Genomic DNA, 23,555 nt, shown 5'->3' on the forward strand with positions numbered 1-23,555 from the left:
GTTCGCTACGCTCACTCACGCCAGAACCTCCGCGCGCATTCTCAACACCTTCGTCTCGTGCGGGCCCAGGACGAGGGCCGTGCCGTTGTCCACCGCGGCGGCCAGGCCGTCGGTCGGCATGCTGGAGAACGGTTCGAGCCCCAGCGTGTACGCCCGTCCCCACCAGGGGTAGCCGGTGGACGCGCCGAGCTCCTGCCACATCCACAGGTACGGCAGGAGAGTCGCATCCCACTCCACCCGCATACCGATATCCCCCGAAATTTCGTACCAACCCTCGTCGAAGCCCGTCACGTAGACGATGTCGCTCGGCGACCCCGGCTCCTGCACCACGCTCAGGTCGGTCTCGCCGCCGCCGTCGGCCGGGACGACGGGCCACTCCCACGGCCCGCCTGCCCGGACCCGGCGGCCCGCCGGATTTATCGCGCTTTCGTGGGGGATCACCTTGACGCCTTCCGGCAGCCTGATCCGGGCGCCGGGACGCAGGAACGGCAGGCCGTACACGATGTGCTGCCCCCACATGGCGTGCAGCGGGAGATCGGCCTCGTTGGTGGCCCGGCCCTCGATCTCCAGCGCCGCCGTGCCCGACCTGAGCCTGAAGACCTTCTCCATCCGGTACGGGAGCCGCCGCGTCCGTACGCTGAGCCGTACCGCGACCTCCTCCTCGGAGTCGGCCACGACCTCGCAGCGCCACGGCAGCCCGGAGACCTCCCCGTGCTGCGCCAGCCGCGCGCCCCGATACTCGCTGGGCGCGCCGCCGTTCGGAAAGACCTCCTGCCAGCCGCCCTCGTAGTGGTCGATGAACTGGGCGACGTCGTCGGCCGCACCCTGGAGGTGGTCGTGCGGGTTGCGCAGGCCCTGCGGGGAGAGCCAGACGAAGTCCGTGTCGGTGGGCTTGTGCAGAAATTCCAGCACATCGCCGCCTTTGTCCGGCAGGACGGTCACGCGTATCCGCTCGTTCTCCAGCACGACCGCCCGCAGCCCGTCGATCGTGACGGGCCGCAGGCGGGCCGCCCAGTTACGCCTCACTGGAAGGTCACATCCAGGAATCTCGGCCGGTAGATGGTCACGTCCCGGTAGTGGTCGGTGTTCACGAAGCTGTTGACGTTATAGGAGATCACGAGACCGTTGCCCGCGACCTCGGGATGAGCGTGGGCGTTGTAGGTGAAGATGTTCCCCTTGGTCTCGGGGGTCGTGTAGACGTGCTGCTTGCCGGTGAACGGGCCGAACGGGGAGCACGAGGTGTAGGCCACGATGTTGGGGCTCAGCACTTCGGTCGTGTCATGCGTGATCAGGACATATCCGGATCCGACCTTGGTGACGCTGTACTCGTTCGCGACGCCGCTCATGACGCGCGCCGAGTCGGCCTCGTTCGGGGACCAGGTGCCGTCCGCCTTCAGGAACTCCCACGTGCCCAGCAGGCTCTGCCCGCTGACCCTGGCGACGTGCATGTACTTGGGGGAGCCGAGGTCCTCGACGCCGTACACGTAGGTGTATCCGCCGTCCTTCAGGATCGCGGAGGCCCACGCCACGCCGTGCCCGGACGGCAGGTCGGTGACGCTGACGGGCGCGTTCAGCCGGCCCGGGGCGAACCTGGCCACCACGTTCCGGTGCCAGCGCCAGTCCCACGCGCCGGTGCCGTAGCGCTCGTACTCCTGGTAGGTGACCTCCACGAGCCCGCCGGCCACCGTCGCGTCGCCGGCCCAGTACCAGTGGTTCTGGTCGCGCGGAGGCATGACGGCGGTCGGCGCGGCGGCGGTGCCGTCGTGGATCGTGGACAGCCTGCCGTCGCGCTCGACGGCGAAGGAGTTGTTCAGGAAGACCGTGTCCCCGCCCTCCCCGACCACGGGCGGGCGCGAGCCGTCGGCGTTCACCCGGCCGAGGAACGTGTCGGAGAAGATCCACAGCTCCTTGCCGTTCGGCAGCTTGACCGAGTAGGTGCCGTCGGCGCCCGTCCAGTCGTCCAGCCGGCTGTTGTCGTTGCCGTAGTTGGTGAAAAGGCTGGTCAGGCGGGCGTCGGTCGTGGTTGCCTTGACGGTCGGGCCGCACGCGGCCTTCGGTGCGGCCGGTGGCTGCTGTTGCTGGGCCACCGAGGGGACGGGTTTGGGCGGGGCGGCCCAGGCTTGCTGCGGTACGGCCGTCAGGCCGGCCAACGCGATGGCGAGGGGTGCTAAGGCGGAGCGGAATCGCGTCATCACTCGTCCTTGGGGGAGGGAAGTTCCCTACAGTTCTAGTCATTAGATCACTTACTGTCTAGGGCCCTCTCACACTCGGCTGAATCAGATCGTTGGAGTTCGGAGGTGATCCTCAGCGAGCTGCACTAGGGTGAGTGACTTCCTGAAATATCCGTAAATATCCGTTATGGGGGTCGTATGCCGGTCACTCGCCGAGATCTGCTCAAGGTCGGCGCCGGAGCCGCGGCGGCGGCTCTGGCAGGCACGGAGACGGCGGCGGCCGCCGCCTCCGCAGCGGGCCGGTTCGACCTGGCGGCGCCCGCCGGCCAGCTGATCTGGAAGAAGGCGCTGTACGACGAGACCGTGCTGCAGTCGTTCGCCTTCGACAACGCCCACGGGCACATCTACCTGGCCCAGCTGAAGAACGGCTCGGGCTCGGCGGCGGCCGGGGATCTCTGCGTGACCAAGCTGAGCCTGTCCGGATCGGTGCTCGGCCACATGTACCTCAAGGGCTTCGGCCACGGCGTGCAGATCGGCGTCGAGCCGTCGGGCAGCTCCGCCTACCTGTGGACGGAGACCGACGCGGTCGCCGACGGCTCGGGGAACGCGTGGGGGCGGAGGCTGGCGAGGTTCAAGTTCGTCAACGGCCAGACGCTCACGCCGTCGTCCTCGGCGCTCACCAAGTACACCCTGATCTCGGGCGCGACCAGCACCACCTGCGCCATCGACCCGTCCACCAACCGGCTGATCATGCGCTGCCGGGTCGGCGGCCAGGCGCGGTTCGTGGCGTACTCGCTGGCGGCGGTCAAGGCGGGCACGGCCAAGAAGCTGTACGACGTCGCGCAGCCGTCCGGCCTGGGCGTCTTCCAGGGCTACACGGCTTACGGCAACTACCTCTACCTGCTCGACGGCACGGCCTACGGCCCCTCCAACCCCGCGCCGGGCAACACGTACATCACCTGCGTCGACCTGCGCACGGGCGCCAAGGTCCAGCGCTCGCTCAGCCAGGCGGGCAAGTCCCTGGACTACCGCGAGCCGGAGGGCATGGCGATCCAGATCGTCTCGGGACGGCCCAGGCTGTGCCTCGGCCTCGCCTCGGGCGTCGCGGGGGCCCGCAAGGCCAGCATCTTCTACAAGTCCGCCCTCGTCTGAGGAACAGACCGCGTCCGCGGCGACGGAAATCGAATGACGCGAGGTTCAGGTCGCGTTGCTCCGCGGGCAGGTCGCGAGCTCGTGGCGGCCGTGCGCCTGAGGAGACGGCCCTTCTGCGCGGTGTCGCGGCCGGCTGAGCGGCGGAAAATGTGGTGACCGCGCCGGAAGGGGCCCGGTAGCCTGCCGGGATGGGCCACGTCGAAGTAGGACATCTCACGTACGTGCTGCCCGACGGGCGGCCCCTGCTCAACGACGTGTCCTTCCGGATCGGCGAAGGCGTCAAAGCGGCGCTCGTCGGGCCCAACGGCGCGGGCAAGACCACGCTCATGCGGCTGATCGCCGGTGACCTCCAGCCGGTCGACGGCAGCGTGGCGAGCTCCGGCGGGCTGGGCGTGATGCGGCAGTTCATCGGCAGCGTGCGCGACGGGAGCAGCGTGCGCGACCTGCTGCTCGGCGTCGCCCCGCCGGCGGTGCGCAAGGCGGCCGAGCGGCTCGACGCGGCCGAGCTGGTCATGATGGAGCGCGACGACGAGAAGACGCAGATGCGTTACGCGCAGGCCATCAGCGACTACACCGACGCGGGTGGCTACGACATCGAGGTGTTGTGGGACACGTGTACGGTGGCCGCGCTCGGCGTCTCGTACGAAAGGGTGAAATATCGGGACGTGTCCACGCTGTCCGGCGGCGAGCAGAAGCGGCTCGTCCTGGAGGCGCTGCTGCGCGGCCCCGACCAGACGCTGCTGCTCGACGAGCCCGACAACTACCTCGACGTCCCCGGCAAGGAGTGGCTGGAGCAGCAGCTCAGGGAGACGCCCAAGACCGTGCTGCTGGTCAGCCACGACCGCCAGCTCCTGGCGAACGCGGCCGACCGCATCGTGACCGTCGAGTCCGGCAACATCTGGATCCATGGCGGCGGGTTCGGCACGTACACCGAGGCCCGCAAGGCCCGCAACGAACGCCTCGACGAGCTGCGCAGGCGCTGGGACGAAGAGCACGCCAAGCTCAAGGCCCTGGTCAACATGCTCAAGAACAAGGCGAGATACAACGACGGCATGGCCGCCCCCTACCACGCTGCCCAGACCCGGTTGCGCAAGTTCGTGGAGGCGGGCCCGCCCGAGACGCCCCCCAACGACCAGAACATCAAGATGCGCCTCAGGGGAGGCCGCACCGGCAAGCGCGCGATCACCTGCGAGGTGCTCGAGCTCACCGGTCTCATGAGCCCGTTCGACCTGGAGGTCTGGTACGGCGAACGCGTCGCGGTCCTCGGCTCCAACGGCTCGGGCAAGTCCCACTTCCTGCGCCTGCTGGCCGGAGAGCCGGTCAACCACGAGGGGGTCGCCAAGCTCGGCGCCCGCGTGGTCCCCGGCCACTTCGCCCAGACGCACGCCAGGCCCGACCTGCTCGGCCGCACCCCGGTCGAGATCGTCATGACCGAGCACGCCAAGCTCAAGAACGAGGCCATGAAGACGCTGGCCCGCTACGAGCTGGCGGGGCTGATCGCCGAACAGCGGTTCGACACGCTCTCCGGCGGGCAGCAGGCCCGGCTGCAGATCCTGCTGCTCGAACTGTCCGGGGCCACGTTGCTGCTGCTCGACGAGCCGACCGACAACCTCGACCTGGCCAGTGCGGAGGCGCTGCAGGCCGGCCTCGACGCGTTCGACGGCACGGTCGTGGCGGTCACCCACGACCGCTGGTTCGCCGCCGACTTCGACCGCTACCTGGTCTTCGGCTCCGACGGCACGGTCTACGAGTCGTCCGAGCCCGTTTGGGACGAGGCCAGGGTCGTACGTCCCCGTTAAAGAGTTGGTACGCCTGGCGCGTGTCCTCTGCCAGCCGTGCCCATGCACGGGTTATCACGGCAAAGTGATCCCGCGCAGCCGAACCGTCAGCCTGCTCGCACTCTGCGCACTCGGGGCGATCTGCCTCTCCGGGTGCGCGAGCGAGAAGCGACCCGTGCAAGAGCTCAAGCCCCTTGCGCTCAAGGAGCAGGTCTCCAATATCGTCAAATCCGCCGACGGGTACGCCGTCACCTGGGCGGGTGTGCTCAGCAACGCCAACCCGTGGCACTTCGGCGAGCACGTGGTGGCCACGATCGTCGGACACGACGCCAAGGGCACCGAGGTGGTCAGGATGGACCAGCCGCTCGACGCCGTGCCGCCGGGCGGTTCGCTGGCCTTCACCGGCCAGGCCACCGCATCCGAGAAGCCGGCGAAGGTGACGATCCAGTACCGTCCCGCGCGCTGGCGGGCGGCGGCGCGGATTCCCTCCGCGTTCCAGCGGTTCCCTGTGAGCCGAGTCCAGACATTGCCCCAGAAAGACGGCTCATACCTTATTACTGGATATGTCGGCAATCCCTATCAAATGTCGGCCAGCAGTCTCGTCGTGAACGCGCTGCTGCGCGACAAAGCGGGCAAACTCCTCGGCGGCGGGAGCACATTCGTGGACGACGTCAAAACCGGAAGCCCGCCGCGATTCATCCTCACCGTGTCAGGGCTGCCCCAAGGGACAAAGGTCGCGAGGACCGACATCACGGCCAGGACCTGGGGCTCGACCGGCCGTCCCTACGAGGAGCTGGCGCTCGCCGGAGCCGCACCGGTCCATACCGTCAAGCCGGTGACCGAGCCGTTCTCGGTAGATCGGAGCACACAGGTCGTGTCGGAGCATAAACAATGAATTGGGTAAAATCCAAAGGCGTTGTTATACCGACACCCCGAAAGCGGTAGAACTACTAGTTACCAATCAATTACCTTCGGTCATATGAATGACCGCGTCCTGGTCGAAGCACTCCGCGCCCGTGACCCGGGCGCGCTCGCCGCGCTCTATGACACGTACGCGGAGAGCGTCTACCGCTACTGCTGGTCCCTCCTGCTGAACGCGGACAGCGCCCAGGTGGCGCTCCGCGACACCCTCATCGCGGCGGAGGCGCACGCGGGCGCGCTGGCCGACCCGGACAGGCTGCGCACCTGGCTGTACGCGCTGGCCCGCGCCGAGTGCCTGCGCCGCCGGGCCGCCGCGCTGCCGGGGTCCGCCGAGGCCCTGGCCAAGGCGCCGCCGCCGCACGACGCGGCCGACGCCGACCTGCGGGTCATGGCCTGGAACGCCGTCCAGAGCCTGCCCGTCGCCGACCGCGAGGCCCTGGAGCTCACGTACCGGCACTCGCTGCCCGCGCCGGAGCTGGCCCAAGTGCTGGGGACGCGGCAGGTCGAGCAGGTCCTGGAGGGGGCGCGCGAGCGGCTGCGCGACGCGATCACCGCCGAGATCCTCGCCTTGAAGGGCCCGTACGACTGCCCGCAGCGGGCCGCGATCCTGGCCGGGTTCTCCGGCGAGCTGACCCAGGAGATGCGCGAGCGCCTGGTCCGGCACCTGCGGCGCTGCGAGACCTGCGCGCCGCACCGCACCCGCGAGGTGTCGCCCGCCAAGGTCCTCGGCCTGCTGCCCCAGCAGACCCTGCCCGACACGCTCCGCCTGCGGGTGATGAGCTGCTTCGTCGACCCCGAACTCCTGCCGTACCGCCGTTACGTCGCCAGGCGTACGGGCAACCTGGGCGCCGCCGGATTTCCCGTTCCCGCGGACAGGAACGTTCGAGGGTGGCCTAAGGCGCTGGCAGGCGCGCTGGCGGCGGTCGCGGCCGTGGTGGCGATAGCGCTGATCTTCCACCAGTTCGAGACCGAGGAGGGCGGGGTGTCGGGGGTGGCGACGGCCGCGTTCCCGGCCACGGGCGAACCGCCCGCCATCCACCTGCCCTGGCGCTCCGACTCCCCGGACGTGGTGGTGACGGGCGATCCCGTCCTGGACAGCAGGACCACCCGTCCGATCGGCGTCACCGGCGTCCCGATGCTGGTGCCGTCCGTCGCGCCGGTCCGCGACTCCGTACGCTCCTCGCCTGAGGCCGAGGCGCCCGCCTCCCACGACCCCTCCGACCCTCCTCCGCCCTCGGACTGGCAATCCCCGACGTACGTCCCCCAGCTTCCACCGTCCCCGCCGACGCACCGGCCACCGGCGGGCGGCCCACCGCATGAGGACAACCCGCCACCCTCCGCCCCCGGCACCCGAACCCCCTGCCCCACCCCGACCCCCACCCCGGTCCAAACCCCCACCCAGACCCCCACCCCACCCACCACGACCACCCCCACCGAAGCCCCCTCACCCACCACCACCGGCTGACCGGTCCACCGGGGGCTTGATGCCGCCCTCGTCTGAATCTGCGAGCCGCGATCACGTTACGTGAGTGAATTGCCGGGAACTGTGTGCATAGAGTAACCATGTGTTTCCGGGGGGACCAATGCGCGCATTCCGGGCCGGGCTCCTCGTGTGCTGCCTGGTCGTCGCTCTGTGCCCGCCCGTCGTGGCCGACCCCGTCCCCTCCTCGCGGGAGGTGCGCAAGGCCCGGCAGGCCGCGCAGGACCGTTCGCGGGAGCTGGGGGCGGCCAGCGCCCACCTGGCCACCGCGCAGGCGCGGTTGGACGGGATGGCGGCCGCGGTGGAGCGGCTGGTGGAGGCGTACAACGGCGAGCTGGTCAGGCTGCAGCAGGCCGACCAGACCTACGCGCAGGCCAGGGCGCGGCTGGCGTCGGCGGACGCGGAGGTCGAGCGGGCCAGGCAGGCCGTCGCGCTGCTTGCGGCGCAGAGCTACGGCGGGCTGGGGCTGATGACCCCGGTCGTCAGCATGATCGTCGATCAGGGCGACCGAGAGGGCGTCCTGCGCAGAGCGGGCCTGCTGGCGCAGATGAGGAGCGAGCAGTCGGCGACTCTCGGCAGCATGCGCGACGCGCAGGAGGTGGCCGCCATCCTGCGTACGCAGGCCGCGAACGCCTACGCCGCCCACCGGGTCCTCTCGGAGCGGGTCGCGCTGGCCAAGACCGTGGCCGAGCAGGCGGTGGCCCGGCAGCGGCAGGAGACGACGGAGCTGCAGGCCCGTACGGTGGTCCTCCAGCGCCGGGTGGACGCGGCGCGCACCCGCGCGGAGCTGCTGGCCAGGCAGCGGGCCGCGGCGCTGCAGAGCATGGCCACCGGCGGCTCGGCCATGGGGGACGTGGCGGCCGACTGGGCGCTGACCCAGCTGGGCAAGGCGTACGTGTGGGCGGCCGCGGGCCCGGACACGTACGACTGCTCAGGGCTCGTGATGCGGGCCTGGGAGAAGGTGGGCATACAGCTGGACCACTGGACGGGCACCCAGTGGACGTCGGGCCCGCACGTGCCGCTGGACCAGCTCAGACGGGGCGACCTGCTGTTCTTCGGCTACGTCAGCAGCGACCCGGGCACCATCCACCACGTCGGGATCTACGTCGGCAACGGTCAGATGGTGCACGCGCCGCAGACCGGCGACGTCGTACGGGTCGCCTCGATCTGGCGCGGGGACCTGGTGGGCGCCACCAGGCCCCGCTGAGGGGGTCAGTGGTGACCCTCCTCCTTGGCCCGGCGGAAGGAACGCTCGATCTCGGCCTCGGCCTCGATGCGGCCGACCCAGTTGGCGCCCTCGACGGACTTGCCCGGCTCCAGATCCTTGTAGACCTCGAAGAAGTGCTGGATCTCCAGGCGGTCGAACTCCGACACGTGATGGATGTCCTGGATGTGGTGCATCCGCGGGTCGGTCGAGGGGACGCAGAGGACCTTGTCGTCTCCGCCCTTCTCGTCCGTCATCCTGAACATGCCCACCGCCCGGCAGGTGATGTAGCACCCGGGGAAGGTCGGCTCCTGCAGCAGCACCAGCGCGTCCAGCGGGTCGCCGTCCTCGCCGAGGGTGTTCTCGATGAAGCCGTAGTCGGCGGGGTACTGCGTGGAGGTGAACAGGAGCCTGTCGAGCCTGATCTTCCCGGTCTCGTGGTCCACTTCGTACTTGTTCCGATTCCCCTTCGGAATCTCAACGACGACGTCGAACTCCACCGCGGTCCTTTCTCATGGGCCGATTCCGCTTCACCGGGCAGTGCCTGGTTCGGCTTCGTCTCCCGCACTCAAGCCCCCGGGGACCCCCGGTTGGGCGTTAATGTCTCGTAGGCGAACACAGGAGAGAGGCAGACGACGTGGCGCGGCACGACCGGTGGGTGATGTTGACCACTCTCGCCGTGCTGCAGGCCCTGACGATCGTCATCGGCGTTTACGCGATGACCACCGACTTCAGCCTGGGCGCGTTGACGAGGCAGTCTCCACCGACCAAGCCGACGGCGTCCCCGCCGGAAGGGTCTTCCTCCGTCCCCGTGGTCACCTCAGGGCCTGTGCTGGCCCAGCTTTCGGTGAAGTCAGGGGGCGGACCTCTCCCGACTAAGGGTACTTTGACGCGCCAGCTCACCAGCGCCCTGGGTGACGAAGCGCTCGGCTCTCATGTGGGTGCGGTGGTGCTCGACGCGGCCACCGGCGAACGGATTTTCGCCGCCAACGCCGACGTCCCCATCGTCCCGGCCTCGACCACGAAGATCGTCACGTGTTCCGCGGCCCTCGCCTCCCTCGGCCCGGACACGCGTCTGTCCACCAGGGTCGTCCAGGGCGCGAAGCCGGGCACGGCCATCCTGGTCGGGGGCGGCGACCCGATGCTGGCCGGCCCGTCGGCGAAACCGACGTACCCGAAGCAGGCCAGCCTGGCCACCCTGGCGGCCCGCACGGCCGCCACCCTCAAGTCGCAAAACGTTCGAAAAATCACCCTTTCGTACGACACCTCGTTGTTCGTCGGTTCACCGATCGCGCCCGGCTGGAAGCCGAACTACGTCCCGGACGGCGAGGTCGCTCCCGTCTACGCCTTGACCATCGACGAAGGCCGCCAGAATCCCCGTTTCCATCAGCCCCGGGTCGCCAACCCGCCCCAGTACGCCGCCGCGGCCTTCGCCAAGTTGCTGGCCAAGCAGGGGATCACGGTCTCCAGGTCCGTGAAGCCCGACAAGGCCCCGGCAGGTGCCCCCGAGCTGGGCCGGGTGGACTCCGCCCCGATCTACTCCCTCGTCGAGCACACGCTCACCCGAAGTGACAACGACATGGCCGAGGCCCTGGCCAGGCACGTGGCCATCAAGGAAGGCCAGGAGGCGTCGTTCGAAGGGGGCAACAAGGCGGTTGTGGCGGTGCTCCAGCGGCTCGGGGCCGCGCAGGGGATCTCGCTCTCCGACGGCAGCGGCCTGTCCACCCGCAACCGCATCAGCCCCAGCGCCCTGGCCAAGCTGATCGCCATGGCCGGCTCCACGAGCCAGCCCAACCTGCACGCCGTCGCCTCCGGCATGCCGATCGCGGGCTTCTCCGGCACGCTGGGGAACGGCCGGCGGTTCACGGGCAGCGACAGCAGGGGGCAGGTGGGGCTCGTACGCGCCAAGACCGGCACGCTGAACAACGTCAACACGCTGGCGGGCATGGCGACCACGAAGGACGGGCGGCTGGTGACCTTCGCGTTCATGGCGGACCGCGTCCCGGTCACGGCCGAACCCGTACTCGACCGCCTCGCCGCCACCGTGGCAAGGTCCTGATCGGCGATCCCTGGGATGGTCGCTCCTTCGCAGGTTGGGCATCGAGCACGTACGGTGGACGGTATGCAGGTGATCGACTGGGATCTGGCCGTCACGACCGGCACGCGCCTGGTGCGCCCCGGTCCTCAAGTGAGCCGGGAGGAGGCCAGGCAGGCCGTCACCGAGCTCCGTACCCTGTCGCGTGAGGCCGAGGGCCACGTGCGCGAGTTCACCAAGATCCACGCGGAGGCCGCGCCGCAGGCCGCGACCATCGTCGACCGGCCCGGCTGGATCAAGGCGAACGTCGAGGGCTTCCGCGTGGTGCTCGAGCCGTTGACGGAGCGCATGGGCAGCGGCGACAACCAGCCGCCCGCCATCGTCACCGCCGTGGGCTCCCGCATCACGGGCGTCGAGGTCGGGGCCGTCCTGGCCTTTCTCGCCTCGCGGGTCCTCGGGCAGTACGAGCTGTTCCTCCCGCCCGACCCCACGGGCCAGGAGCCCGCGGGCCGGCTGACGCTCGTCGCCCCCAACATCGTCCACGCCGAGCGCGAGATGGGCGTCGACCCGCACGACTTCCGTCTGTGGGTGTGCCTGCACGAGGAGACGCACCGGGTGCAGTTCACGGGTGTGCCGTGGCTGCGCGAATACGTCCGGTCGCAGATGACCGAGTTCCTGCTCGCCTCCGACCTCGACCTGCCCACGCTGCTCGAACGCCTCCGCAGCGCCGCCGACACGGTGGCCGACGTGGTGCGCGGCGGGGAGGGCAACCTCATCGACGCCATCCAGTCGCCGGGGCAGAAGGAGATCCTCGACCGCCTGACGGCCGTGATGACCCTGGTGGAGGGGCACGGCGACTACGTCATGGACGCGGTCGGCCCGTCCGTGGTGCCCTCGGTGGGCGACATCCGCGCCAAGTTCGCCCAGCGCCGGGAGGGCGGCTCCCGCCTCGACCGTACGGTGCGGCGGCTGCTGGGGATCGACCTCAAGATGAAGCAGTACGCGGAGGGGTCGGCGTTCGTGCGGAAGGTGGTGGACCGGGTGGGGATGGATGGCTTCAACAAGATCTGGACCTCTCCCGAGACGCTTCCGACGACGTCGGAGATCTCCGACCCGGACGCCTGGATCAGCCGCGTCATCGGCACCCCGGCCCTCCCGGCCTGACCCTCCCGGCCCGCCCCGGCCCCTTACGCCAGCGACCGCCCAGCGGGCTGCGAAGGCGGCCGGCGGTGGGCGGGTGGCGCAAGTGCCTCGTGATGCAGGTGCATGAGGCCAACGCTCCGTCCCCTTGGGGTGCCGCGCCGATAGGGCGTGGTGCGGGGGAGTTCGGCGCCCCGCGCCGGTGAGCGGCATGGCGCAGGTGGCGGGCCGCGGAGGTGGCGGGCGTTGGTGGGCGGCGCTGGCGGCGGACGGTTGGCGGCGGGCGCGGGTGGCGCAGGCAACGGGCAGCGCGCGTGGTGCTGGGGTGGGCGGCGGGGGGTGAGAATGGCACCCGTGGGTCCACATCCAGCCGTAGCCGACGTGCGCCGGGCAGTGCGTGAGGCGCTGGCCGACGTCGAGAAAGGCGCGCTCGTGCTGGCCGCCTGCAGCGGCGGGGCCGACTCCCTGGCGCTGGCGGCGGCGCTGGCGTTCGTGGCGCCCAGGACGGGCCTCAGGGCAGGGCTGCTCACCGTGGATCACCAGCTTCAGCCCGGCTCGGCCGAGCGGGCCCGGACGGTCGCGGACATCGGGGCCCGCCGGCTGGATCTGAGCCCGGCCGAGGTGCTCACCGTCACGGTCGGCGCCGAGGGCGGCCCCGAGGCGGCGGCGCGGGACGCGAGGTACGCCGCGCTGGCCCAGGCGGCGGACCGGCTCCAGGCGGAGGCGGTCCTGCTCGGGCACACCCGCGACGACCAGGCGGAGACGGTGCTCCTGGGCCTGGCCAGGGGGAGCGGCGTCAGGTCCCTGTCCGGGATGGCGGCACGCAGCGGGCGCTACCGCAGGCCGTTCCTGAACATCCCCAGGGCCACCACCGTCAAGGCCTGCGAGGCCATGGGGCTCGACCCCTGGGACGACCCCCACAACGAGGACCCCCGCTACACGAGGGTCCGCGTGCGAAGGAGGGTCCTGCCCGTCCTCGAGGCGGAATTGGGCCCCGGGGTGGCCGAGGCGCTCGCGAGGACCGCGGGGATGGCGCGGGAGGACGCCGACGCTCTCGATCAATGGGCCGAATCGGCGTACCAAAATTGCGCTCTTAGCGATATTCCGGGATCGGTGACACTGGCCTTGCCAGAGCTGGAGAAGCTCCCCGACGCCGTCAGGCGGCGGGTGCTGCGGCGGGCGGCCATCGCGGCGGGAACCCCGTCAGGGGCCCTCTCGGCCACGCACGTGCTGGCCGTGGACCGGCTGGTCACGAGCTGGCGCGGGCAGAAGGCCGTGGACCTGCCCGGGGGTCTGTCCGCTGTCCGGCGGTATGGCACCCTGATACTCGCCATCAGTCCCATCGCATAAGGAACCACAGGTGGACGCTGCCGACATGGGCCATGACCTGGAAAATGTCCTCATTCCCGAGGACAAGCTCCAGGCCAAGATCAAAGAGCTTGCCGGGCGGATCGACGAGGACTACGCGGGTAAAGACTTGCTGCTCGTGGGCGTGCTGAAGGGCGCCGTCATGGTGATGGCCGACCTGGCCAGATCCCTGCACGTGCCCGTGCAAATGGATTGGATGGCGGTGTCGTCGTACGGCGCGGGCACGAAGTCATCCGGCGTCGTACGCGTGCTGAAAGACCTCGACACCGACATCTTGGGCCGCGACGTGCTGATAGTCGAGGACATCATCGACTCCGGCCTGACCCTGCACTGGCTGTTGGAAAACCTGAAGTCGCGTAATCCCGCCTCACTTGAGATCTGCACCGCGCTGCGGAAACCCGACGCGGTGAAGGTGCCGATCGATGTGAAATACGTGGGGTTCGACATTCCCAACGAGTTCGTCATCGGTTACGGCCTCGACTACGCCGAGCGATACCGGAATCTGCCGTTCATCGGCACACTCGCCCCACACGTTTACAAGTAGCAATCTGGACCTCGGCCGGGAACACCGCGCACCGTGACGTACGTTGATAGGGCAAGGCCGGTGCAGCGGGCGGGTCCCCCCGTGCGCTCTGCCGGTGTACCTTCAGACTCCTGGAGGGTGACCGCGTGTCCCCCTCGGGTAGTCAGAAGTCGCGGTGCCGGATGCCGCGGCCCCGGGCCAGCCCGGGGTTCCAGGCCATGGTCAGGAAGGGACGGGCCCGCAAGGGGTTCCGCATCGGATGGATCTCAAGCGATTTACACGTGGGCCACTGCTGTGGATCCTGGGCATCGTCGTGCTGCTCCTACTCGTCACTCAGCTTTGGAGTGGCGGCGGTAATTACAAGCAGGCCGACACGTCACTGGTTCTCCAGCAGATTCGCGCCGGAAACGTCAGCAACGCCAAGATTGTCGACAAGGACAACCGGATCGAGGTGACGCTGACCAACCCCATCACGGTCAAGGCCGGCGACGCCCCGACGAAGCTGATCCAGTCCAACTGGGTCACCGGTTACGGCAGCAAGCTGACCGACGAACTCCAGGCTCAGTACGAGGCCGGCAAGACCAAGAGCTTCACCACCGAGGTGCCCCAGGAGAACTTCCTGGTCAGCATCCTGGTGAGCTTCCTGCCGATCGTCTTCATCGTGCTGATCTTCCTGTTCATCATGAACCAGATGCAGGGTGGCGGCTCCCGGGTGATGAACTTCGGCAAGTCGAAGGCCAAGCTCATCACCAAAGACACCCCCAAGACGACTTTCGCCGACGTCGCAGGCGCCGACGAGGCCATCGAGGAGCTCCAGGAGATCAAGGAGTTCCTGCAGGCCCCGGCCAAGTTCCAGGCGATCGGCGCCAAGATCCCCAAGGGCGTGCTGCTGTACGGCCCGCCCGGCACCGGTAAGACCCTGCTGGCCCGTGCCGTGGCCGGTGAGGCGGGCGTGCCGTTCTACTCGATCTCCGGTTCCGACTTCGTCGAGATGTTCGTCGGTGTCGGCGCCTCGCGTGTGCGCGACCTGTTCGAGCAGGCGAAGGCCAACGCCCCGGCGATCATCTTCATCGACGAGATCGACGCCGTCGGCCGCCACCGCGGCGCCGGCCTGGGCGGCGGTCACGACGAGCGCGAGCAGACGCTCAACCAGCTGCTCGTCGAGATGGACGGCTTCGACGTCAAGGGCGGCGTGATCCTCATCGCCGCGACCAACCGGCCCGACATCCTCGACCCGGCGCTGCTGCGCCCGGGCCGTTTCGACCGGCAGGTCACCGTCGACCGCCCCGACCTCGAGGGCCGCAAGGGCATCCTCAAGGTCCACGGCCGCGGCAAGCCGTTCGCCCCCAACGTCGACCTCGACGTCATCGCGCGCCGCACCCCCGGGTTCACCGGCGCCGACCTGGCCAACGTGATCAACGAGGCCGCCCTGCTCACCGCGCGGGCCGACCAGAAGCTGATCACGATGGACGTCCTCGAGGAGTCGATCGACCGCGTCATGGCAGGGCCCGAGCGCAAGTCGCGGGTCATGTCCGACAAGGAAAAGAAGATGATCGCCTACCACGAGGGCGGTCACGCGCTGGTGGCGCACGCGCTGCCCAACTCCGACCCGGTCCACAAGATCACGATCCTGTCCCGCGGACGCGCCCTCGGTTACACGATGACGCTGCCGATGGAGGACAAGTTCCTGGCCACCAGGTCGGAGATGATGGACCAGCTCGCGATGCTGCTCGGCGGCCGCGCGGCGGAGGAGCTCGTCTTCCACGAGCCCACCACCGGCGCCTCCAACGACATCGAGAAGGCCACGGCGGTCGCCCGCCGTATGGTGACCGAGTACGGCATGAGCGAGCAGCTCGGCGCCCGTAAGTTCGGCACCGGCCAGGCCGAGGTGTTCCTGGGCCGCGAGATGGGCCACGAGCGCGACTACTCCGAGAAGATCGCCTCCACGATCGACGAGGAGGTCCGCCGGATGATCGAGACGGCGCACGACCAGGCGTGGGACATCCTGGTCGAATACCGCGACGTGCTCGACAACCTGGTGCTCGAGCTCATGGAGAAGGAGACGCTCTCCCGCGAGCAGGTGCTGGAGATCTTCGCCTCGGTCGTGGTCAGGGCGCACCGCCCGTCCTACGCAGGCTACGGCAAGCGGCTCCCCTCCGACCGTCCGCCGATCCTGACCCCCAAGGAGCAGTCGGCCAACGGCTCGCTCACCGCGGGCCACCAGGACGCCCTCCCGTCCGGGGACAGTGTGTGACTCAGTACGACGTTGACCTGGGCCGGATCGAGAAGGCCGTACGCGAGATCCTCTACGCCATCGGCGAGGATCCCGACCGCGACGGCCTCCTCGACACGCCGGCCCGGGTCGCCCGCGCCATGGCCGAGCAGTATTCGGGGCTCGGCCAGAAGCCCGAAGACGTCCTGACCAAGGTCTTCGACGTCGATCACGACGAGATGGTGCTCGTCCGGGACATCGAGGTCTACTCGACCTGCGAGCACCACCTGGTCCCGTTCCACGGTGTGGCCCACGTGGGTTACATCCCCAATGACCGCGGCCAGGTGACGGGCCTGTCGAAGCTGGCCCGGCTGGTCGACGTGTTCGCCCGCCGCCCCCAGGTCCAGGAGCGCATGACGTCCCAGATCGCCGACGCTCTCATGCGGGTTCTGGAGCCGCGCGGAGTCATCGTGGTGGTCGAGGCCGAGCATCTGTGCATGACGATGCGCGGCGTACGCAAACCGGGCGCCAAGACCGTCACCTCGGCGGTTCGCGGCGATTTCCGCACGAGCGACAAGACCCGATCTGAGGCGATGGCGCTGATCCTGGGTCGTTGATGACCGAACGGGGACCCACGATGTCAACATGTGTGGGGGAGCGCCTAGGCTTGGCCCATGACTAGCGTGCCCATCAGCGTGCCGGGAGGTGCGGATCGGTGCCTCGTCATGGGTGTGGTCAATGTGACCCCCGATTCGTTCTCCGACGGCGGCCTGTGGTTCGACGAGGCGGCCGCCATCCAGCATGGCCTTGAGCTGGTCCAGGAGGGGGCCGACCTGGTCGACGTGGGCGGCGAGTCCACCCGTCCGGGCGCGGCCAGGGTGTCCCTCGAGGAGGAGCTGGCCAGGGTCGTCCCCGTGATCAGGGCACTCCACGCCGAGGGAGTGGCGGTCAGCGTCGACACGATGCGGGCCGAGGTGGCCAAGGCCGCGGTCGAGGCGGGGGCGCGGCTGGTCAACGACGTGAGCGGTGGTCTCGCCGACCCGGAGATGCCGCGCGTGGTGGCCGCGACCGGCGTCCCGTACGTCGTGATGCACTGGCGCGGCCACAGTCATGACATGGACAACCGCGCGGTCTACGCCGACGTGGTCACCGAGGTCCGCGAGGAGCTCGGCAAGCGGGTCGATCTGGTCCTGGCCGAAGGCGTCACGGAGCAGCAGATCGTGCTCGACCCCGGCCTGGGCTTCGCCAAGAACGCCGAGCACAACTGGGCACTGCTGGCCGGGATCCCCCAGCTGGCCGAGCTCGGCTACCCATTGCTCATCGGAGCGTCGCGCAAGCGCTTCCTCGGGCGCCTGCTGGCAGGTCCTGACGGCACACCCCGGCCGTTCAGCCGCAGCGACGCCGCGACGCTGGCCGTGACCGCACTGGCCGCCCAGGCGGGCGCCTGGTGCGTGCGCGTCCACGAGGTGGGTCCCAACGCCGATGCCGTACGCGTGGCAGCCGCATGGAAGAGAGCCGGAGCCAACACATGAGCGTCGACACCGTCGCGATCGAGACGATCAACCAGGAGTTCTACGCCGCGATCGAGAACGCGGATCTCGACAAGATGACCGAGATCTGGGCCGAGGACACCGCCGACGACCAGGTGAGCTGCGTGCACCCGGGCTGGACCCTGCTCAGCGGCCGGTCCGAGGTGCTGCGGTCGTGGGCCCTGATCATGGCCAACACCACCTACATCCAGTTCGTGCTGACCGACGTCGACACGACCGTGCTGGGCGATGTGGCCGTGCTCACCTGCGTCGAGAACATCCTCACCGCCGGCGAGGAGGGTGAGTCCAGCTTCGCCGCGGGCAAGGTGGTGGCCAGCAACGTCTACATCCGCACCCCGCAGGGCTGGAGGCTGTGGATGCACCACGGTTCGCCGGTGCTCCAGGGAGATGACGACGAGGAGGAGGAAGGCGAGCTTGAGCCCTGATCGCATCGCTCTCAAGGGCCTGCGGGCCAGGGGGAGGCACGGCGTGCTCCCTGCCGAGCGGGAGCTCGGGCAGGAGTTCGTCGTGGACGCGACGTTGTTCCTCGACACCGCGCCGGCCGCGGCCGGCGACGACCTCACCAAGACCGTCCACTACGGAGAGCTGGCCGAGGCGCTGGTCAAGGTCGTGGAGGGCGAGCCGGTCGCGTTGATAGAGACGCTCGCGCAGCGGCTGGCCGATGTGTGCCTGGCCAGTGAGCTGGTGCGTAGGGTCGAGGTGAGCGTGCACAAACCGGCGGCGCCCATCCCGCTGCCGTTCGACGACGTGGTCGTGACCATTGAGCGGAGCCGCGTATGAAAGTCGTCCTCGCTCTCGGCAGCAATCTGGGGCCCCGGTTCCAGACGTTGCAAGGCGCCGTGGACACCCTGTTCGACGCCCCGGGGCTGGAGTTCGTCCAGGCGTCGCCGGTCTACGAGACCGACCCTGTGGGCGGTCCGCCGGGACAGAAGCCGTATCTCAACGCGATCGTGATCGCGGAGACCACCCTGCAGCCGCGCACGCTCCTGGAGCGGGCACAGAGCGTGGAGAACGCCTTCGGGCGGGTGCGCGCCGAGCGCTGGGGTCCGCGTACGCTCGACGTCGACCTGATCGTGGTGGGCGACACGATCTGCGACGAGCCGGAGCTGACGCTGCCGCATCCGCTCGCTCACGAGCGCGCGTTCGTGCTCGTGCCGTGGGCGAAGGCCGACCCCGACGCGGTGGTGCCCGGGCGCGGCCGGGTGGCGGAGCTGCTGGCGGGCATCGACCAGCAGGGGGTACGCCTGCGCGACGACCTGAAGCTGCAGAGGCCCGATTGAAGCCCACCCATCCGGGCCGCCTGGTCGGCATCATCGCTGTTGTCGCGCTGATCGCGTGGGCGGCGGTCAGGCCCTTCTATTCAGACCTGCCCCTGATGCCGTGGACGGCGATCCCGACCGTGCTGCTGCTGGCCATCGGCGAGGGTTACAGCGCCTGGGTGACCAAGGCCAGGATCGCCAGGAAGCCGGGCACCAAGCCGGTGGAGCCGCTGTCGGTGGCCCGGCTGGCGGCGCTGGCCAAGGCGTCGGCGTACGCGGGGGCGGTGTTCGGCGGGTTGTTCGCCGGGTTCGGGCTCTACACGGTGCAGATCCTGGACCGGGAGACGCCGCGGGCGGAGTTCTTCGTCGCGGCGGGGTCGTTCGTGGCCTGCGTGGCGCTGATCTGCGCCGCCCTCTACCTGGAGCACGCCTGCCGGATCCCCAAGGACCAGGACGAGCACAAACCGGACTAAGACGAGCGCCTGCCGAAAAGATAGATGACCGGGGCGGTGCAGATCAGCGGGCCGAGGATGGCGATCGGGCGCTCCAGCCACCATTTCAGGTCCGGCGGGATCTCGGTGCCCAGGCTGCCGAAGAGCCACCACGACAGGCCCAGCGCGATGGCCATCCCGGTCGTGTGGAAGAGGAAGAGCGGCAGCGAGTACCGGTTGATGAACTCGTTCACCCGGCGCCAGCCCGGACGCTCCAGCACCCGCTCCATCGACGGCCGCAGCACCTCCACCAGCCCGACCTGGAACAGCAGCAGGGCGACGATCACGAACGTGGGCGGCGCCATGTTCGACCACTTGTCGCCCGGCACGCCCACCATCGAGCCCGGGTAGATTCCCGAATAGACCAGGCCGAACAGGGCGAACAGCCCCGTCCAGAGCACCGCGACGTCATAGCGCCTGGGCAGGATGACGATCCGGTCGTAGAAGAACCCGGCCTGGTGGGCGAGCCCCCAGACGATGATCATGTTGAGCCAGCCGACCCAGTCGACCCCGTACCGGAAGCGCACCACGTCCACCACCAGCGACGCGCCGCCGAGCCAGATCAGCGCCAGCACGTCGTAGCGGCGGTGCAGCCAGAGCGCCACGGGCAGCAGCGCGATCAGGACGAGGTAGACGCCCAGGAACCACAGCGGGCTGAGCACCAGCAGCACCACCCGCCACATCCAGTCGACCTGGAACGTGTACGTCACGACCGCCCCGATGGCGATCCACACCCCGGACAGGAACAGGGCGGGTAAGGCCAGCGCGCGGATGCGCCGCCAGACGAACGAGCCGATGCCGACGCCGCGTTCCTTGGCCCGCTCCCAGGACAGCAGGTGCACGTGGCCGCCGACGTAGAAGAACAGCGGCAGCACCTGCAGCAGCCAGGTCAGGATCCACAGCCCCGAGGTGAAGCCCAGGGGGCTGGTGGGCTCGGGGCCGCTCGGCTTCCACTCCAGGATGGTGAACGCCCAGTGCCAGACCACCACGACGCAGAGGCTCAGGGCGCGGAGCCAGTCGACGTACTTGTCGCGCTCGACTTTCACTTGTCGATGTCACCCACGACGAAGAACATCGAGCCGAGAATGGCCACCATGTCGGCGACCAGGTGGCCGGGCAGCATCTCCCGCAGCACCTGGACGTTGCTGTACGAGGCCGAGCGCAGCTTGAGCCGCCACGGGGTCTTGTCTCCCTTGGAGACCAGGTAGTAGCCGTTGATGCCGAGAGGGTTCTCGGTCCACGCGTACGTGTGGCCCTCCGGCACCTTGAGCACCTTCGGCAGGCGCTGGTTGATCGGCCCGGGAGGCAGCGAGCGCAGCCGCGAGACGCAGGCTTCGGCCAGGTCGAGTGAGACCTTGAGCTGGTCGAACAGCACCTCGAACCGGGAGTGGCAGTCGCCGGCCTGCCGCGTGACGACCTTCACGGGCAGCTCGGGGTAGGCGAGGTACGGGTCGTCGCGGCGCAGGTCGAAGTCCACGCCGGAGGCTCGGGCGATGGGGCCGCTGACGCCGTACTGCGTGATCTGCTCGCGGGAGAGCACGCCGACGCCCCTGGTGCGGGCGATGAAGATCTCGTTGTGCAGGATGAGGTTCTCGATGTCGGGCACGCGGCGGCGGGTCTCCGCGACGGCCTCCGACACCCGGTCGAGCCAGCCGAGCGGCACGTCCTCCTTGAGGCCCCCGACCCGGTTGAACATGTAGTGCATGCGGCCGCCGGAGATCTCCTCCATGACCGCCTGGATGCGCTCGCGCTCGTTGAACGAGTAGAACAGCGGCGTGATCGCGCCGAGCTCCAGCGGATAGGAGCCGAGGAACATCAGGTGGTTGAGCACCCGGTTGAGCTCGGCCAGCAGCGTGCGCGCCCACACGGCCCGGACCGGGGGTTCCATGCCGAGCAGGCGTTCGGCGGCCAGCACCACACCCAGCTCGTTCGCGAACCCCGACAGCCAGTCGTGCCTGTTGGCCAGCATGATGATCTGACGGTAGTCGCGGACCTCGAACAGCTTCTCCGCGCCCCGGTGCATGTAGCCGATGATCGGCTCGGCGGCGGTGATGCGTTCGCCGTCGAGCGTCAGCCTGAGCCGGAGCACCCCGTGGGTCGAGGGGTGCTGCGGGCCGATGTTGAGGATCATGTCCTCGGTGGCCAGCTCTTTTGCACCCGCGCCGATCCCGACCACACGTTCCGTCATATGGCAATGCTGCCACCGCGCCGGTTGCTGGGCCAGGGCGGGGCCGGGTCAAGGAATGGTACGGAAACGCATCCCTAACTCGGACACGGGGAGGAATACAAGGAACCGGGGGGAGATAACACCATGAAGAGAGTTGTGTTTGATGTCGCGGCGTTGATCGCACGGGTGGTGACCGGCGTGATCTTCTTGGTCCACGGCGCGCAGAAGTGGGAGGGTGGCCTTGCGGCCACCGGGCAGGCGTTCAAGGGGATGGGGATCCCGATGCCGGAGCTCGCCGCCATGTTCGCGACCCTCATCGAGATGGCGGGCGGCATTTTCCTGATCCTGGGCCTGCTGGTGCGCCTGGTGGGGCTGCTGTTGCTGATCAACATGCTGGGCGCCATCACGTACGTGCACGCGGGGCACGGGGTGCTGTCCAGCGCCGGCGGCTGGGAGCTGCCCGGCGCGCTCGGGGCACTGGCCCTGTTGTTCCTGGCGCTGGGGGGCGGTCGGATCGGGATCGACGGGATCTTCGCCGCGATGTTCCGCCGGCGCTCGGAACGCCGGGCCGCCGAGGAGGAAAGCGCCGCGCGGCCACAGCGTCCGGAGCCGTCGAACGTCACGACCAGGCCCGCCGGCCTCACGACGCCGGCCGAGGCGCCTCGGGTGCCCAGGCAGCCGACCGAGCACCGGGCCGGCGGGGTCAACGACGACGACATGAGGGACATCGACGCCCTGGTCTCCGACGAGCCGCCGCCGCACCGCAAGCCGCCGAACCGCTCCGACGCCGTCTAACGGCTCACCCAGCGGCTCACTCGGCGGCTCATTGGGCGGCCGGCTCAGCGATTCACGAGGTCCCGCACGGCCTCGACCAGCCGGTCCACGTGCTCCTGCGTGGAGCCGATGCCGATGGAGGCCCGCACCGCGGAAGCGGTGCCGTCCTCACATCCGCCGTCGGCCTCACCCAACAGGTGCCGGACGAACGGGTGCGCGCAGAACTTGCCGTCGCGCACCCCGATGCCGTACTCGCCGGACAGCACCTCGGCCACCTCGCGGGCCGAGTAGCCGGCCACGGTGAACGACACGATGCCGACGCGCGGGTGGTCGTCCCCCCACAGCGACAGCTCCCGTACGCCCTCGATCGAGGCCAGCCCGGACCGCAGGCGCGCGATCAGCCGCTCCTCCTCCCGCACCAGCGCGGTCCAGCCGGTGGCCGTGAGCGCGTCGCAGGCGGCGGCCAGGGCGATGGCGCCCAGCACGTTCGGGGTGCCCGCCTCGTGGCGCGGCTCCGGGTCGTCGTGCCACTCGGTGTCGTCGCCCACGGAGCGCACCGCGCCGCCGCCCTTGAGGTACGGCTCGCCGTCCGCGAGCCAGTCCCGCCGCCCGACCAGCACTCCGGCGCCGAACGGCGCATACAGCTTGTGCCCGGAGAAGGCCACGTAGTCCAGGTCGAGCGCGGTCAGGTTGAGCCGCCGGTGCGGTACGAGCTGGGCGGCGTCCACCAGGATGCGGGCGCCGTGCCGGTGCGCGACGTGGGCCAGGGCGGCGATGGGCCACAGCTCGCCGGTGACGTTGGAGGCGGCGGTGACCACGAGCAGCTTGGGGCCGTCGATGCCGGCCAGGGCCGCGTCGGCGGCGCGGACCGCCTCGCCGGGGAAGGCGGGCGGCGCCAGCCGTACGGACTTCTCCCAGGGGAGGAGAGAGGCGTGGTGCTCGGTGTCGAAGACCACGGTGGTGGTGCCGGCGGGCAGGCAGCGGGCCAGGAGGTTCGTGGCGTCGGTGGTGTTGCGGGTGAAGATCACGGCGTCGTCCGGGCGGGCCCCGACGAACGCCCGGACCGTGTGGCGGGCCTGCTCGTAGCGGGCGGTGGTGAGCTGCGAGGCGTAGCCCGCGCCCCGGTGGACGCTGGAGTAGGCCGGGAGCGCGGCGGTGACGGCGGCGCTGACCGGCTCGAGACAGGGGGCGCTGGCGGCGTAGTCGAGGTTGGCGTAGCCGACGAGCCGGCCGCCCTTGACCGGCACCTCGAGGTCGGCCCCGAGCACGGCGGGGATCGGCCTGCCCGTGGCGACCGGAACGGCCTCGGCCTCGGCGGCGCGAGCGGGGA

23 protein-coding genes are annotated in these 23,555 nt (G+C 69.6%); 17 read left to right on the top strand and 6 right to left on the bottom strand.

The genetic code is table 11. From position 1 onward, the window contains the following. Positions 1–15: 15 nt before the first annotated feature. Both AB0J87_RS46195 and AB0J87_RS46200 read right to left on the bottom strand, forming a co-directional pair. A complete protein-coding gene (locus AB0J87_RS46195; RefSeq protein ID WP_363977662.1) occupies positions 16–1,026 on the bottom strand; it encodes a DUF4432 family protein in 1,011 nt (336 codons plus the stop codon). Next, positions 1,023–2,192 carry a DUF4185 domain-containing protein gene (locus AB0J87_RS46200; protein WP_363977665.1) on the bottom strand — a complete coding sequence of 390 codons (1,170 nt, stop codon included), beginning with the start codon at positions 2,190–2,192 and terminating at the stop codon, positions 1,023–1,025. The genes AB0J87_RS46195 and AB0J87_RS46200 overlap by 4 nt, the downstream gene beginning before the upstream one ends. A gap of 177 nt (positions 2,193–2,369) precedes the next feature. Between AB0J87_RS46200 and AB0J87_RS46205 the strand changes: the two genes are divergently transcribed. From AB0J87_RS46205 to AB0J87_RS46225, 5 genes are all read left to right on the top strand, one after another. Then, a complete protein-coding gene (locus AB0J87_RS46205) occupies positions 2,370–3,323 on the top strand; it encodes a teichoic acid biosynthesis protein C (RefSeq protein ID WP_363977668.1) in 954 nt (317 codons plus the stop codon). 188 nt (positions 3,324–3,511) lie between these two features. After that, positions 3,512–5,122, top strand: a complete 1,611-nt coding sequence (locus tag AB0J87_RS46210) for an ATP-binding cassette domain-containing protein (RefSeq protein ID WP_363977671.1) — start codon at positions 3,512–3,514, stop codon at positions 5,120–5,122. 154 nt (positions 5,123–5,276) lie between these two features. After that, on the top strand, positions 5,277–5,996 hold the full coding sequence (locus AB0J87_RS46215; protein WP_350723786.1) for a hypothetical protein: 720 nt from the start codon (positions 5,277–5,279) through the stop codon (positions 5,994–5,996). Positions 5,997–6,080: 84 nt separating this feature from the next. Continuing rightward, positions 6,081–7,487 (top strand): sigma-70 family RNA polymerase sigma factor, encoded by a 1,407-nt coding sequence (locus AB0J87_RS46220; RefSeq protein ID WP_363977674.1) that lies wholly within the window; start codon positions 6,081–6,083, stop codon positions 7,485–7,487. A 118-nt stretch (positions 7,488–7,605) separates the two neighbouring features. Next, entirely contained in the window at positions 7,606–8,709 is a 1,104-nt protein-coding gene (locus AB0J87_RS46225) for an NlpC/P60 family protein (protein ID WP_350723782.1), read from the top strand. Positions 8,710–8,714: 5 nt separating this feature from the next. Here AB0J87_RS46225 and AB0J87_RS46230 read toward each other — a convergent pair whose 3' ends face one another. Beyond that, positions 8,715–9,206, bottom strand: a complete 492-nt coding sequence (locus tag AB0J87_RS46230; protein WP_185069348.1) for an inorganic diphosphatase — start codon at positions 9,204–9,206, stop codon at positions 8,715–8,717. 161 nt (positions 9,207–9,367) lie between these two features. On the opposite strand from AB0J87_RS46230, the gene dacB reads away from it, so the two are divergent. From dacB to AB0J87_RS46285, 11 genes are all read left to right on the top strand, one after another. Continuing rightward, positions 9,368–10,765 carry a D-alanyl-D-alanine carboxypeptidase/D-alanyl-D-alanine-endopeptidase gene (dacB, locus tag AB0J87_RS46235; protein ID WP_363978442.1) on the top strand — a complete coding sequence of 466 codons (1,398 nt, stop codon included), beginning with the start codon at positions 9,368–9,370 and terminating at the stop codon, positions 10,763–10,765. Positions 10,766–10,828: 63 nt separating this feature from the next. After that, the gene (locus tag AB0J87_RS46240; RefSeq protein WP_357738108.1) at positions 10,829–11,905 is read left to right on the top strand and encodes a zinc-dependent metalloprotease; all 1,077 of its coding nucleotides are present in this window, start codon (positions 10,829–10,831) and stop codon (positions 11,903–11,905) included. A 321-nt stretch (positions 11,906–12,226) separates the two neighbouring features. Beyond that, positions 12,227–13,231: a tRNA lysidine(34) synthetase TilS gene (gene tilS, locus AB0J87_RS46245; protein ID WP_363977679.1), complete on the top strand. Its 1,005-nt coding sequence runs from the start codon at positions 12,227–12,229 to the stop codon at positions 13,229–13,231. Positions 13,232–13,241: 10 nt separating this feature from the next. Next, positions 13,242–13,793, top strand: a complete 552-nt coding sequence (gene hpt / locus AB0J87_RS46250; protein ID WP_350723776.1) for a hypoxanthine phosphoribosyltransferase — start codon at positions 13,242–13,244, stop codon at positions 13,791–13,793. 238 nt (positions 13,794–14,031) lie between these two features. After that, the gene (gene ftsH / locus AB0J87_RS46255) at positions 14,032–16,026 is read left to right on the top strand and encodes an ATP-dependent zinc metalloprotease FtsH (protein ID WP_350723774.1); all 1,995 of its coding nucleotides are present in this window, start codon (positions 14,032–14,034) and stop codon (positions 16,024–16,026) included. After that, positions 16,023–16,601 carry a GTP cyclohydrolase I FolE gene (folE, locus tag AB0J87_RS46260; protein WP_192788835.1) on the top strand — a complete coding sequence of 193 codons (579 nt, stop codon included), beginning with the start codon at positions 16,023–16,025 and terminating at the stop codon, positions 16,599–16,601. The genes ftsH and folE overlap by 4 nt, the downstream gene beginning before the upstream one ends. Positions 16,602–16,658: 57 nt before the next feature. Then, a complete protein-coding gene (gene folP, locus AB0J87_RS46265) occupies positions 16,659–17,516 on the top strand; it encodes a dihydropteroate synthase (protein WP_350723772.1) in 858 nt (285 codons plus the stop codon). Beyond that, a complete protein-coding gene (locus AB0J87_RS46270) occupies positions 17,513–17,959 on the top strand; it encodes a nuclear transport factor 2 family protein (protein WP_350723770.1) in 447 nt (148 codons plus the stop codon). The genes folP and AB0J87_RS46270 overlap by 4 nt, the downstream gene beginning before the upstream one ends. After that, positions 17,922–18,314 (top strand): dihydroneopterin aldolase, encoded by a 393-nt coding sequence (folB, locus tag AB0J87_RS46275; RefSeq protein ID WP_350723768.1) that lies wholly within the window; start codon positions 17,922–17,924, stop codon positions 18,312–18,314. The genes AB0J87_RS46270 and folB overlap by 38 nt, the downstream gene beginning before the upstream one ends. Then, positions 18,311–18,814: a 2-amino-4-hydroxy-6-hydroxymethyldihydropteridine diphosphokinase gene (gene folK / locus AB0J87_RS46280; protein ID WP_350723766.1), complete on the top strand. Its 504-nt coding sequence runs from the start codon at positions 18,311–18,313 to the stop codon at positions 18,812–18,814. Before folB ends, folK begins: the two co-directional genes overlap by 4 nt. Continuing rightward, positions 18,811–19,266: a DUF3180 domain-containing protein gene (locus AB0J87_RS46285; RefSeq protein WP_350723765.1), complete on the top strand. Its 456-nt coding sequence runs from the start codon at positions 18,811–18,813 to the stop codon at positions 19,264–19,266. The genes folK and AB0J87_RS46285 overlap by 4 nt, the downstream gene beginning before the upstream one ends. Here the strand turns inward: AB0J87_RS46285 and AB0J87_RS46290 are convergent. Together AB0J87_RS46290 and AB0J87_RS46295 are read right to left on the bottom strand one after the other, a co-directional pair. Further along, positions 19,263–20,330 carry an acyltransferase gene (locus tag AB0J87_RS46290; RefSeq protein WP_363977687.1) on the bottom strand — a complete coding sequence of 356 codons (1,068 nt, stop codon included), beginning with the start codon at positions 20,328–20,330 and terminating at the stop codon, positions 19,263–19,265. The two genes, AB0J87_RS46285 and AB0J87_RS46290, sit on opposite strands and share 4 nt — an antisense overlap. Continuing rightward, a complete protein-coding gene (locus AB0J87_RS46295; protein WP_363977690.1) occupies positions 20,327–21,472 on the bottom strand; it encodes an NADH-quinone oxidoreductase subunit D in 1,146 nt (381 codons plus the stop codon). Before AB0J87_RS46295 ends, AB0J87_RS46290 begins: the two co-directional genes overlap by 4 nt. 123 nt (positions 21,473–21,595) lie before the next feature. On the opposite strand from AB0J87_RS46295, the gene AB0J87_RS46300 reads away from it, so the two are divergent. Next, entirely contained in the window at positions 21,596–22,246 is a 651-nt protein-coding gene (locus tag AB0J87_RS46300) for a DoxX family protein (RefSeq protein ID WP_355193552.1), read from the top strand. A gap of 44 nt (positions 22,247–22,290) precedes the next feature. On the opposite strand, the gene AB0J87_RS46305 is transcribed toward AB0J87_RS46300, so the two are convergent. Continuing rightward, the gene (locus AB0J87_RS46305) at positions 22,291–23,502 is read right to left on the bottom strand and encodes an aminotransferase class V-fold PLP-dependent enzyme (RefSeq protein ID WP_363978445.1); all 1,212 of its coding nucleotides are present in this window, start codon (positions 23,500–23,502) and stop codon (positions 22,291–22,293) included. Positions 23,503–23,555: the final 53 nt, after the last annotated feature.

The sequence above is a fragment of the Nonomuraea sp. NPDC049625 genome, from assembly GCF_040675285.1.
Classification (GTDB): domain Bacteria; phylum Actinomycetota; class Actinomycetes; order Streptosporangiales; family Streptosporangiaceae; genus Nonomuraea; species Nonomuraea angiospora_A.